Here is an 11,740-nt window from a genome sequence, read left to right on the forward strand (position 1 = left end):
GACTCCGCGGCGGAAGCCTTGTGAGCTGCCACACTCGCTGTTTAACGTACTGCCACGGCCCGGAATGGGTGATGTGGATCTCATCCGCCGTGGAAGCGGCCGGTATCTCGGAATGTGATGCAGAACCTGTGCGACATCGAGATATATCAAACATCATGCATGTCTCCGACCGGTACGGGCTCTCGCCCTGCTCGGTAAGGACTGGGACGGAAAGGGCCGATGCACTATGCGAGGTGTTGTGTTGAACGGCGAATGGAGGCTCGAGTTCGCCGCGTTCGACCGCCGGCGTCTCGCCGACGTCGCTCGGGCATATGGGGAGTCCGACAAGCAGGCGAGCGGCGAAGCCGTCATCGAGTTCTGAGAAAGAGGAGCATCATGACGACGACAGCGACAGCCCCGACCACCGCGCCGCGTTCGGGCCTACTGGACCGGCTGGGTCGCTCCGAACAGGCGTATTTCGTCCTCGGCCTCACGGTGCTGTTGTGTGTGGCAGGCGCCCTCACGACACCGGGATTCCTCACCGCCGGAAATTTCGCCGGGCTGCTGCGCCTGTCCGCCGCGTTCGGGATCCTTGCGGTCGGCGCGGCCCTGGTGATTCTCGGCAAAGGGATCGACCTGTCCATCGCCGGCGTCGCGCTCGGCTGCGCGCAGGCCACCCTGGCCCTGATGTCGCGCGGCACTCCCGAATGGCAGGCGATCGCGATCGCCGCGACGATCGCCTTGGCGGTGGGGCTGGTCAACGGCGTCCTGGTGGCTTACTACGAGGTGCCGGCGCTGTTCGTCACGCTCGCCACCGGCCTGCTGGTGATCGGTGGTGTCGACATCCTGGTGCTGGACAGCAACTTCTACCCACTGCCGGCCGGATCCTGGATCGCCGAGCTCAGCGCCGGATCGGTGTTCGGCGTCCCGCGTCCCGTGCTGATCGCCGCGGTCGTGTTCGTCCTGGCGTGGTTGTTCGTCACCTTCACCACGGCCGGTCGGCTGATCCGGGCGATGGGTGACAACTTCGCGACCGCCCGCGCTACCGGCGCGCCGGTCCGGCCGCTGCAGGTACTGACCTATGTGATCTCGGCCCTGCTGGCGCTGCTCGCCGGCTATGTGACGGTCTCGATCCAGGGCAGCGTCCAGACCACGGTCACCTCATTCGATCCGCTGCTGTTCACCGCCCTGACCGCGGTCGTGATCGGCGGCATTTCTCTGGCGGGTGGCCGTGGCTCGATTCTCGGCGTATTCGCCGGCGCTCTGTTCATCGGCGTACTGAACAACCTGCTGGTGCTGCACGGCCTCACTGCCGCGGTGCAGGACCTGATCCGCGGCGGCGTCCTGATCGCCGCCATCGCGCTGGACGCCTGGCTGCATCCCCGCGACGAGGAGACCGCCAAGAGCGGCGAACTGTAGCGCCCACCGATCCGAATCACTGTACGCACAAGGAGTCTTCGACGATGAAGAAGCAACTGACCACCCTCGCCCTCGCCTCGGTGTCCGCCCTGGTGATCGCCGGCTGTTCCACCGGCGGCGGTGCCTCCACTGCCGGCCCGGCCGCCGACGGCGAGCAGACGTTCGGCGAGAACGTGCAATTGTTCGACGCCACGGACATGGTGCACGAATCCATGGCGGGCAAGCGCATCGCTTTCGTGCCCATCCTGTACAAGGGCTACAACCTGACGATGAACTGGGGCGCCTCGATGGAGCGGGCCTTCGGCAACCTGGGCGCCGAATTCGAGGTCTACGATGCCAATTTCGATACCGACAAGATGACGCGGATCCTCAGTGACCTGGTTGCGCGCCGCGCGGTGGACGTGCTGATCGTGCACAACCCCGATGTCGGTGTGCTGAGCAAGCAGATCGAAGAAGCCCAGCAGGCCGGTATCTACACGATCGTGGTGAACATGATCTCCAGCCGTCTGGGCGATGCGTTCATCGGGGTCGATGCGGTGCACGCCGCCGAGGACATCACCCGGCGGGCTGTCGCGGACTGCGACGGGCGCAACGGTCCGAAGCGGTTCGCGATCATCGACGGCCCGGGCAACGACGCCGCCTCCTTGCAGTGGGACCGCGGTGTGCGCACCGTCCTCGACGAAGCCGGCTACGAAGTGGTGACCACGGCGCACACCCAGTGGCAGAACGCCGCGGCACAGGAGGCGGCCGAGTCGATCATCCAGCAGCAGAAGGACAATTTCTGCGGCTTCCTGGTGACCTACGACCTGAACTCGATCACCGTCGGCGATGCCGTGCGCAGCGCCGTCGACCGTGGGGTGGTCCCGGCCGATTCGCTCGGCGTCTACACCATGGCCGCCGACACCCTGTGGTGTGATGCGTTGCGGCAGGGGAAGGTCACCGCGTCGGCGTCCTATGACGTGCAGGGTGTCGGCACCTCGGCGGTGGTCACCGCCCAGCAGCTCATTCAGACCGGCGCACCGGCCGGGAGCAGCCACACGGTTTCGTTCGTTCCGCACACCGTGGTCGACCGCGCCAACGTCGACGAAACCACGATCGCCTGCTACAAGGGGCAGTGACCCATGGCTGCACGTTCCCGGGGAATCGATGCGTTCCCCCTGACCGGAGGCCGGTGGCGGGATCGCCTGGCACCGGCCCGGACCCTGTCCGATCTGTTCGAGAAGCGCTGGATGGAAGGCGCCGTCCCGCTCGGCCTGGCCCTGCTGCTGAGCCTAGGTTTCGTCCTGGCGACTCCGGTCGGTCCGGCCGACACCCCGATCATTCTGGACGAGGTCTCCGAGAAGGGCCTCCTCGCGATTGGGTTGACGGTGGTGCTGGTGGCCGGCGGAATCGACCTGTCGATCGGATCGATCGTCGGCCTGACCGCGATCGGCGCGATGGTCGCGTTCCGGGCCTGGGACTGGCCGATGGCCGTGGTGGCACCGGCCACCGTGGTGTTCGGCGGCCTGCTCGGCGCTGTCAACGGCTACTTCATCGCCTACCGCAGGATGCGCCCGTTCATCACCACCCTGGTCACGCTGGTGGCCTTCAGTGGTGCTGCGGCGGCGTTGCAGGGCACATACAGCTTCGAATTGAGCATGCCGAAGCCCGATATCGTCTGGGACTTCCTCGGTGAGGGCAGTATCGCACTGATCCCCACCGGCTGGTTCTTCTTCGGCTGCGTCCTGCTCGCCGTGCACCTCGCCCTCACCCGGTCGCGATGGGGCTGGTGGGTCGCCGCGGTCGGCAGCGACCGCCGGTCCGCACGGCGCAACGGCATCCCGGTCGACCGAGTGACCTTCTTCGTCTACGTCCTGTCGGGCAGCCTGGCGGGCCTGGCGGCGCTGCTCACCTCCGCCCGGGTCGGACGCACCGACCCGGAGGTCGGCTTCGGCTGGGAACTCGTCGCGCTCACCGCAGTGGTGCTCGGCGGCGTAAGCCTGAAAGGTGGGCGGGGATCGGTGCTGCGGGCCACGGTGGGCATCCTGGTCGTCCAGGTGATCCAGCAGGCCACCATCGCGATGCGGCTGGATGGCTCCTACTACACCATTATCCTGGCCGCCGCACTGCTGGTGTTCGCAGTGCTGGACCTGCAGTGGGGCAAGTACCGGCAGCGGACGGCGGAGAAACTGAAGATCGACCCGGGCCGGATAGCGCTCGGGCCGCTGGTGGACGTCACCGAACCCGGCACCGTCTGGACGATCAACGACAAACTCACCGCGGCGCCACCGATCGGACTCGGCAAGATCGAGGGCGCCGAAGACTGCGCCGTCGATCCCGAGGGCAATGTCTACTGTGGCGACCGGCGCGGCTGGGTGTGGCGGTTCCGCGCCGACGCACCGGACGAGGGTGAGATCTTTTCCCGCACCGGCGGTTTTCCGCTCGGGCACGGCTGGGACCGGGACGGCCGCTTGTTGGTCGCGGTCGGCGGAATGGGTATCTACCGCCTCGGGCCGGACGGCGAATCCGAGCCGGTCGCCACGAAGGTCGCACGGAGCCGGTTCTCGCTGCTCGACGACTCCGGTCTGCGCGCGGTCGACGATCTCGACGTGGCCCCCGACGGTTCGATCTACGTGTCGGACTTCTCGACACGCAGCAATGCCGCCGAGTATCTGGTCGAGCTGGTGGAATCGCGGGCCAACGGCCGCGTGGTGCGCATCGACCCGGACGGCGACACCGAGGTCGTGGTGTCCAACAGTGTGTTCCCGAACGGGATCTGCACGGCACACGACGGACAGTCGATCCTGATCGCGAGCACCGGGCTGTGCCGGGTGGACCGCCTGTGGATCGCCGGACCGAAACAGGGACAACTGGAGACGGTCCTGGAGAACCTGCCGGGCAATCCCGACAACCTCAACCGCTCCTCCGACGGCAACTACTGGCTGCCCTTCGTCTCCATGCGTACCCCGATGTCGGATCTGCTCAACCGCTATCCCGCGGTGCGGCGCCGGATGACCCAGGAGGTACCTCTGGACAGCTGGATCGTGCCGCAGCTCAACGTCTCCTGCGTGATGAAGTTCAACGACCGCGGCGAGGTCCTGAACGTGCTGTGGGACGAGTCTCTCGCCAACTATCCGATGGTGACCGCAGTCAAGGAACGGGCCGGACACCTGTACCTGTGCGGAGTCAGCAACAACCGGATCGGGCGGCTCGAGCTCGACCCGAGCGAGGTCGGCACGGTCGATCCGGCGCAGGTGCCGGGGCTGCCGGCCCGGGACCGGACCCTCGCGGAGGTGGACCGATGAACCGCACACTCAGCGCCGTGCAGGAATGGCTGAACCCCGCCTGGGGGCGCTACCGAACGGTGCCGCCGTTCGAGGCGGGCCTGCGGGCGAATCGCCGCCTGGACGAGGCCACCGTCCTGCTCCGGCCCGGTGCTTTCGAACCGGACGACGTACTGATCACCGCGGCGGGGGACATCCTGTTCTCGGCCGGTGACCGCATTCATTCGGTGACCGACGCAACGGTGTCGACGATCGCTGCCCCGGGCGGCCGGGTCGGCTGCCTTCTGTCCGGTGACGACGGACTGATCGCCGCCGTCGAAGGTGTCGGCCTGGTGACGGTCGACCCATCGGGCGCGGTCCGCGACCTGTGCACGGACCCGGCGGTCACGGCCGCCGTCACCGACCTGGCCCGGTTGCCCGGCGGGGATCTGCTCGTCGCGGTCGGTTCGGCACATACCCCTGACTTCGGGCGCGCTCTGGTCACCGCTGATCGAACCGGCCGGATCGTGCGCGTCCACGACGGGCAGGCCCGCGTGGTGGCCGACGGTCTCGGCTGGCCCGCCGGGCTCGAGCTCGACTCGGACACCGAGGTGCTGATATCGCTCGGCTTCGACCACTGCATCGAACGCCGCCCGATCGATCGGCTCGACCGCAGCGGCACGTCGGTCACCCCGAACCTGCCGGTCTACCCGGGCCGGATCGTGGCGATCGGCGACGACCGGTGGGTGGCCGCACCCTACGCCCGCAACCGGTTCACCGAACTGTTGCTCGACGAACCCGAGCTGTTGGCGGAGATGACCGAGACGATCCACCGTGACCAGTGGTTCGTGCCCCGGCTACGCTGCGCCGACCCCTACACCGACACCTTGCAGCTCGGACAACTGCGGGTGCACGGCGTGATCAAACCGTGGGCGCCGGCCCGGTCCTACGGCCTGGCCTTCCGAATCGGCCGGAGCGGCCGGATCGAAGCAAGTATGCACTCCCGGGCCGACGGCGACCGGCACGGCGTGACCGGTGTGGCCGCCCGGGACGACCGGATCGTAGTGGCGGCCTGTGGATTCGGCGCCCTGCTGGAAACCGCTGCACCGGAACGGGAATCGACCGAGAGGGGATTGGCATGACACAGCCCGGAAAAGCCGAGCCGGTGATCCGGCTGACGGGTGTCAGCAAGAACTACGGTGGCACCTATGCGCTGCGCGAGGTCGACTTCGAAGTCCGGCCGGGCGAGGTCCACGCCCTGCTCGGTGAGAACGGTGCGGGCAAATCGACGCTGGTGAAGGTGATCTCCGGCGCCATCGGTCACGACGCCGGCACCCTGACCGTGGACGGCCGGGAGCGCCGGTTCGGCACGCCGAGGGAATCCGCCGAAGCCGGTGTGGCCATGGTGTACCAGGAAGGCTCGCTCGTCGAATCCATGACGGTGGCGCAGAACCTGTTCCTGGGGCAGGAGAAGCCGTTCAACAACCTGTCCCGAATGAATGTTCTCGCCCGGGAACTGCTGGAATCCCACAACTTCCACATTCGGCCCGATGCCACTGCCGGGGCGTTGGGAATCGCGCAGAAACAGATGGTCGAGATCGCCCGTGCCGTGCACCGGAATGCGAAACTGGTCATTCTGGACGAGCCGACCGCGTCGGTGACCCCGGAGGAACGGTTGCAGCTGTTTCTGTCCATGCGCCGGCTGAAACAGCACGGTATCGGCGTCGTGTTCATCACCCATATGCTCGACGAGGCCTTCGACGAAGCCGACCGCATCACCGTGCTGCGCGACGGTGAGGTCCAGGGCACCCTCGACCGGTCCGCGTTCGACCGGGCCGAGGTGGTGCAGATGATGGTGGGCCGCACCGTCGAGCACCGCCGGGTACCGCCGGGTCGCAACCCAGCCCCGGCGCCGATCCTGGAAGTCGACGATGTCACGCTGCTGCCCATCGTGCGCAACATGTCGTTCTCGGCGCACCCCGGCGAGATCGTCGGCATCTACGGACTCGTCGGCGCCGGGCGCAGCGAGACCGCGATGATCATCGGCGGAATACTGAAACGCCGTCGGCTTCGGGGCGGCACGATCCGGTTGAACGGTCGCGAAGTGCGCTTCCGCACTCCACGGCATGCCCGCCGGGCCGGCATCGTCTACATCACCGAGGATCGCAAAGCCTCCGGGATCTTCGGCCACTTCTCCATCGCCGACAACATCTACTTCGGGCACCTGTGCAGCGCGGCCCGGCTCCCGCTGCTGGTCCGGCCCGGCGAGCGGAGATCGGTCGCCCACCGGTTCGTCGAACGGTTCCACGTGCGGACCCTGCAACCGAACCGGGCGAAGCTGGAGGAACTCAGCGGCGGCAATCAGCAGAAGGTGGTGCTGGCCAAAGGGCTGACCCGGCAACCGCTGGTCGCGATCATCGACGAGCCGACCCGCGGGGTGGACCTCGGCACCATCACCGAAATCCACACGATGATCCGGGCGCTGGCCGACGCCGGGGTGGCGGTGGTGGTGATCTCGTCGTACCTGCCGGAGATCCGTGCAGTTTCGGACCGCATCCTGGTCGCCAAACAGGGCAGCATCGTCGCCGAATTCGATCCCGGTGAGGCCGACGACAGCAAGCTGATGTTCGCTGCCGTGCATTGAGCCCGGACGCCGCCGCAACGGCCACCGGGACCGTCAAGGGGGGAAGAATCTCTCCCTGGCGGGTCGCCGGCATTCGCGAGATGCTCGATCCTGCACGAGTGCGACCTGTGCGGTCGACGGCGCTGCGCCGCCGCCCTTCAAATGAGACACATCATTCGATAGGGAGTGCAAAACATGGAAACTGTGCAATTCAAGAATCGCAATCTCGACGTGGCCGCCGACCTCCGGTTTCCACCGGATTTCGATCCGTCGAAGAAATACCCCGCGATCATCTGTGGCCATCCGATCAGCAGCTGCAAGGAACAGACGGCCGGCAGCATCTACGGTGAGCGGCTCGCCGAGATGGGCTACGTGACGCTCGCCTTCGACGCCACCTACCAGGGCGCCAGCGGTGGCGAACCACGGTTCCTGGAGGATCCCGCCGCCCGCGTCGAAGACTTCCGGTGCGCGGTGGACTACCTGGTGACTCTCGACTATGTCGACGAGGACCGGATCGGCTGCCTGGGTGTCTGTGGTGGCGGTGGTTACGCGGCCGCTGCGACGATGACCGAGCATCGGATCAAGGCGCTCGGCACCGTCGTCGCCGCCAACTACGGCCGGTTGATGCGGGAAGGCGACATGTCGCCGGATGCCGCGGTGACGACGCTGGAGGCGATCGGCAAACAGCGCACGGCCGAAGCACGGGGAGCCGAACGTTATCTCACCACGTATATCCCCAGGTCGGTGGAGGAACGGGAGCAGGCCGGCATCACCGATATCGACATCGTCAACGCGGTCGAGTACTATACGACACCGCGTGGGCAGGCCGCGGGCTCGCCCAACAAGCTGCTGTTCTCCGGGTTGTCGGCGGCCGTCGGCTTCGACGCCTTCCATCTGGCCGAGCTCCTGCTCACCCAGCCGCTGATGATCATCATCGGTGACATCCCCGGTGGGTTCGGGTCCTACCGGGACGGCTACGAGCTGTACGACCGGGCCCGGTCGGAGAAGAAAGAACTGGTGGTGGTGCAGGGCGCGAGCCACTACGACCTGTACGACAAGAAGGAGTACACCGATCAGGCCCTGGAACGGCTGAAGGTGTTCTACCGCGACAATCTGTAGGCGGCTGCTACGGGGTCCCTCGGAATCCCGCGCTGTTCTCCCGTGTGAGGTACTCGGGCGGCGGCTGATGGAATGGCCGTGTGCGGGCCGAAACCCGCGCAGTGAGTGCTGTCGGGGCGCACTGCAGAAAGTATGCGGCGAGCCCCGACAGCAATCGGTCAGGCCTGGGAGGGGTCCGGCAGCAAACCCAGCTGGGTCAGGAACCCGGCGTTGTCCCAGTAGACGCGGTGTTCGGCAACCTTGCCGTCACGGGCGGTGAAGATGTCGATCAGCGGGAAGCTCACCGCCCGGCCGGACGGCGGGACCTCGCCGTCCGCGGTGGCCAGGGGGCCGGTCTGAGTTCCGGAGAACGACACTTCGGCGACAGCGGTGTCGCCGTCCTGCCAGACATGGCGGCGGTCGATCTTCATATCCGGGAACGCGGTGATGAATGCCTGGATGGTAGCCCGCAACGCGTCGATACCCTCGATCGGGCCGGTCGGGAACTCGGCCGCGACGTCGTCGCTGAACGGTCGTGCGGCGAGGTCGAGGTCGCCGGCGTCCAGGCCGTCGTAGTGGGTGTGGACGAGGTCGAGCAACTCGCTCATTTGAAACTGCCTTTCGAGTGGAGAGGGCCCCTCGAATCTGCGAGGGCGGTATACATAATATATGACAACCTCGTATTGTCCTGGAAGTCTGATGAAAACTATTGGTGTGCCGAGGAATTCGCACTCTGATGGGTCGGGAGTGGTCGAAGGTGGCGCCACCGGTGTCGGACACGTTCGGTCGGGGTCATGCCACCCCAGATCCCGTGTGGCTCGCCGGCGGTGATGGCGTAGTCCCGGCACCGGTCGAGAACCGGGCAGCTCGCGCAGATCTGTTTGGCGGCGAGGGTCTTCCGTGGTTCGTTGCCGGTGTCGTAGAAGAGGTTCACATCGTGGGAGCGGCAGCGGGCGTGCAACTGCCATTCCCATTCCTCGGCGCGCGGCGCGGGTAGGATCGCGGGTCGGTCGCGGGACAACGTCGCGGGTTACTTCGCCGCGCCGGCCAGGCGCAGGGCGTGGTCGCGGGCAATGGTGGCGTACTCACGTTCCTGGGCGCTGTCGGGCCCGCCGAGGGCCGCCAGATGGTCGTGCATCCGGGCCTTGGTCGCATACCACGCCGCGAGCGCATCGGTGCCGGTGTCCCGAGTCGGTCGGGTCAGGCACAGTCTGGTCATTTCGATCAGTACGTTCATGGTCGGTCCTCGGCGGGAGTGGGTCAGTCGTAGACGACGACACCGCGGAGATTGCGGCCGTCGTTCATGTCCGCGAACCCCTGCATGATGTCGTCCAGGCGGTAGCGGGTGGTGACGAGCTTGTCGAGCTCCAGGGCGCCCTGCTGGTACAGCGCCAGCTGGGCCGGGATGTCCGCGGTGGGGGAGCTGGCGCCGAACAGTGATCCCTGCAGCCGCTTCTGGTACAGGGTCAGTTCGTGCAGGTTGATGTCGCCGTCCCGAACGGTCGCGTCGCCGAGGCCGACGGCGACGCAGGTGCCCGCCTTGCGGACGGCCTGCAGGGCCTGGCCGATGTGGCGGCCGCTGGTGATGCCGACGGTGACGATGGCGGCATCCGCGCCCTGGCCGTTGGTCATCGACCGGGCCAGTTCGGCGGCTTCCTCGATGTCGGGTACCGCGTGGTTGGCGCCGAAATCCAATGCGGCTGCGCGTTTGCCAGGGAACGGGTCCACGGCGATCACGGCTGCGGCACCGGCGTGTACCGCACCCTGGACGGCATTGATGCCGATGCCGCCGATGCCCATGACGATCACCACCTGTCCGGGCCGGACCTGTGCTGAGTTCACTGCAGCGCCCCATCCGGTGCCGACACCGCAGCCGGTGAGGCAGGCGATGTCGAGTGGGATCGAGGGGTCGATCTTGATCGCCGAGACCGCGGAGACGGTGGTGTATTCGCAGAACGTGCCCAGTCCCGCGAGCTGTCCGACCGGTGCTCCGTCCAGCGAGAGCCGATAGGAGGTCGGATCGTCGAACCGCGCGCCGGTGGCCAGAAACGCGCCGAGGTCGCAGAGGTTCTGGTGGCCGTGGGCGCACCAGCGGCAGCGGCCACAGACCGGAAGGAACGAGAACACCACATGATCGCCCTCGGCGAAGCCGCGCGTGCCCGGACCTACGGCCTCCACCACACCGGCGCCCTCGTGTCCGCCGGCCAGCGGGAGAATCCCCGGTGTCTGTGTGCCGACGGCGAAATGATCGTCGGAATGGCACAGTCCGCTGGCCGCCATCTTGACCCGGATCTCGCCGGGGCGGGGATCCTCGACCTCCAGTTCGACCACTTCATAGCGGCCGGGTGACTCGCGCAGGACAGCTCCTCGGGTCAGCATGCCGATACCGTCCGAGCGGTTCGCAGTGCTGTGTCGTCGGGTGCCGGGGGTGATGTCGGCGTCGTCATGGTGACCGCTCCTTCGGGTGACCGCGATGTCGCTCCGCGTGGAATGATATTTGACATAAAATATTATTCCGCGGTGTCGTGTAGGTCAACCGGAAGTCGGGTCGGTCCTGGTGTGGGGTCGTCGGCGAGCCAGGGCGCGCGTAGTCGGACAGCACGGCGGAGGCCGAAGAGTGGAATGCGATGATTTCGCTCGGTGTGTATGAGGCATAATGCATACCCGTGCACAGTGGAAACCAGCCACGCCGGGCGGCCCCCCGGCGGCAGCAGCTGTCCGAGGATGTCGCGTCCTACGTCCGCGAGCTGATCATCACCGGGCAGGTGCAGCCGGGGGACTTCCTGCGCGCCGAGCCGATCGCCGAGGCCGTCGGGGTCAGCAACACGCCGGTCCGGGAGGGCCTGCTGCTGCTCACCGGCGAGGGGTTCGTCGAATTGGTGCCGCGCCGAGGGTTCGTCGTGGCCGCCTTCAGCCGGCAAGACGTCCGCGACCTGTTCTGGGCCCAGGCAACCCTGGCCGGTGAGCTGACCGGCCGGGCCGCGAAACGGATCTCGGCCGCCGAACTGGCCCGCCTGGCGGATATCGTCGCCGACCACGAGAAGGCGGTCGCCGAGGGCGACGACTCCGAGGCAATCATCCGGCTCGGTCACGAGTTCCACCGGGTGATCAACCTGGCGGCCGGCTCCCGGCGGCTGGCCATGCTGCTGGGCTCGATCGTCAAACAGCTACCGAACCGCTTCTACGGCAACATCGAAGGGCATGCCAACGGCACCCGGCACTACCACCCGGCGATCCTGGAAGCACTACAGAAGCGCCGGGGAAAGGCTGCGGCCACGGCGATGCGCGAGCACATCATGTCCGGGGCTGACGAACTCATTGCGATGCTGGAGAAGCAGGGAATGTGGGCGGAAGCGGAGCAGAAGTCGAGCGCATAGCG

Annotated in this window: 11 protein-coding genes; 7 read left to right on the top strand and 4 right to left on the bottom strand. The window is 67.0% G+C overall.

What is annotated here, in order from left to right; all coding sequences use genetic code 11:
* Positions 1 to 375: 375 nt before the first annotated feature.
* From AC1HFH_RS13430 to AC1HFH_RS13455, 6 genes are all read left to right on the top strand, one after another.
* Positions 376 to 1,398, top strand: coding sequence for an ABC transporter permease (locus AC1HFH_RS13430; RefSeq protein WP_480243099.1), 1,023 nt, complete (start codon positions 376 to 378; stop codon positions 1,396 to 1,398).
* A gap of 44 nt (positions 1,399 to 1,442) precedes the next feature.
* The gene (locus tag AC1HFH_RS13435; RefSeq protein ID WP_480243100.1) at positions 1,443 to 2,516 is read left to right on the top strand and encodes a sugar ABC transporter substrate-binding protein; all 1,074 of its coding nucleotides are present in this window, start codon (positions 1,443 to 1,445) and stop codon (positions 2,514 to 2,516) included.
* Positions 2,517 to 2,519: 3 nt separating this feature from the next.
* Complete coding sequence (locus tag AC1HFH_RS13440) at positions 2,520 to 4,682, top strand: ABC transporter permease (RefSeq protein WP_480243101.1); 2,163 nt, start codon at positions 2,520 to 2,522, stop codon at positions 4,680 to 4,682.
* Positions 4,679 to 5,782, top strand: a complete 1,104-nt coding sequence (locus tag AC1HFH_RS13445; RefSeq protein ID WP_480243102.1) for an SMP-30/gluconolactonase/LRE family protein — start codon at positions 4,679 to 4,681, stop codon at positions 5,780 to 5,782. Before AC1HFH_RS13440 ends, AC1HFH_RS13445 begins: the two co-directional genes overlap by 4 nt.
* On the top strand, positions 5,779 to 7,284 hold the full coding sequence (locus AC1HFH_RS13450; protein WP_480243103.1) for a sugar ABC transporter ATP-binding protein: 1,506 nt from the start codon (positions 5,779 to 5,781) through the stop codon (positions 7,282 to 7,284). Before AC1HFH_RS13445 ends, AC1HFH_RS13450 begins: the two co-directional genes overlap by 4 nt.
* 174 nt (positions 7,285 to 7,458) lie before the next feature.
* Positions 7,459 to 8,382: an alpha/beta hydrolase gene (locus tag AC1HFH_RS13455; RefSeq protein ID WP_480243104.1), complete on the top strand. Its 924-nt coding sequence runs from the start codon at positions 7,459 to 7,461 to the stop codon at positions 8,380 to 8,382.
* A gap of 158 nt (positions 8,383 to 8,540) precedes the next feature.
* On the opposite strand, the gene AC1HFH_RS13460 is transcribed toward AC1HFH_RS13455, so the two are convergent.
* From AC1HFH_RS13460 to AC1HFH_RS13475, 4 genes are all read right to left on the bottom strand, one after another.
* Complete coding sequence (locus AC1HFH_RS13460) at positions 8,541 to 8,969, bottom strand: ester cyclase (protein ID WP_480243105.1); 429 nt, start codon at positions 8,967 to 8,969, stop codon at positions 8,541 to 8,543.
* 98 nt (positions 8,970 to 9,067) lie between these two features.
* The gene (locus AC1HFH_RS13465) at positions 9,068 to 9,295 is read right to left on the bottom strand and encodes a WhiB family transcriptional regulator (RefSeq protein WP_480247843.1); all 228 of its coding nucleotides are present in this window, start codon (positions 9,293 to 9,295) and stop codon (positions 9,068 to 9,070) included.
* A gap of 96 nt (positions 9,296 to 9,391) precedes the next feature.
* A complete protein-coding gene (locus tag AC1HFH_RS13470; RefSeq protein WP_480243106.1) occupies positions 9,392 to 9,598 on the bottom strand; it encodes a hypothetical protein in 207 nt (68 codons plus the stop codon).
* Between the two features lie 23 nt (positions 9,599 to 9,621).
* Positions 9,622 to 10,740, bottom strand: a complete 1,119-nt coding sequence (locus AC1HFH_RS13475) for an NDMA-dependent alcohol dehydrogenase (RefSeq protein WP_480243107.1) — start codon at positions 10,738 to 10,740, stop codon at positions 9,622 to 9,624.
* A gap of 281 nt (positions 10,741 to 11,021) precedes the next feature.
* Between AC1HFH_RS13475 and AC1HFH_RS13480 the strand changes: the two genes are divergently transcribed.
* Entirely contained in the window at positions 11,022 to 11,738 is a 717-nt protein-coding gene (locus AC1HFH_RS13480) for a GntR family transcriptional regulator (protein WP_480247844.1), read from the top strand.
* Positions 11,739 to 11,740 lie beyond the last annotated feature (2 nt).

It is taken from the genome of Nocardia sp. KT25-26 (assembly GCF_056627695.1).

Bases quoted from the DNA above. Each gene is read 5' to 3' on its own strand.
- AC1HFH_RS13430 (WP_480243099.1), top strand. From the start codon at position 376: ATGACGACGACAGCGACAGCCCCGACCACCGCGCCGCGTTCGGGCCTA.
- AC1HFH_RS13435 (WP_480243100.1), top strand. From the start codon at position 1,443: ATGAAGAAGCAACTGACCACCCTCGCCCTCGCCTCGGTGTCCGCCCTG.
- AC1HFH_RS13440 (WP_480243101.1), top strand. From the start codon at position 2,520: ATGGCTGCACGTTCCCGGGGAATCGATGCGTTCCCCCTGACCGGAGGC.
- AC1HFH_RS13445 (WP_480243102.1), top strand. From the start codon at position 4,679: ATGAACCGCACACTCAGCGCCGTGCAGGAATGGCTGAACCCCGCCTGG.
- AC1HFH_RS13450 (WP_480243103.1), top strand. From the start codon at position 5,779: ATGACACAGCCCGGAAAAGCCGAGCCGGTGATCCGGCTGACGGGTGTC.
- AC1HFH_RS13455 (WP_480243104.1), top strand. From the start codon at position 7,459: ATGGAAACTGTGCAATTCAAGAATCGCAATCTCGACGTGGCCGCCGAC.
- AC1HFH_RS13460 (WP_480243105.1), bottom strand. From the start codon at position 8,969: ATGAGCGAGTTGCTCGACCTCGTCCACACCCACTACGACGGCCTGGAC.
- AC1HFH_RS13470 (WP_480243106.1), bottom strand. From the start codon at position 9,598: ATGAACGTACTGATCGAAATGACCAGACTGTGCCTGACCCGACCGACT.
- AC1HFH_RS13475 (WP_480243107.1), bottom strand. From the start codon at position 10,740: ATGCTGACCCGAGGAGCTGTCCTGCGCGAGTCACCCGGCCGCTATGAA.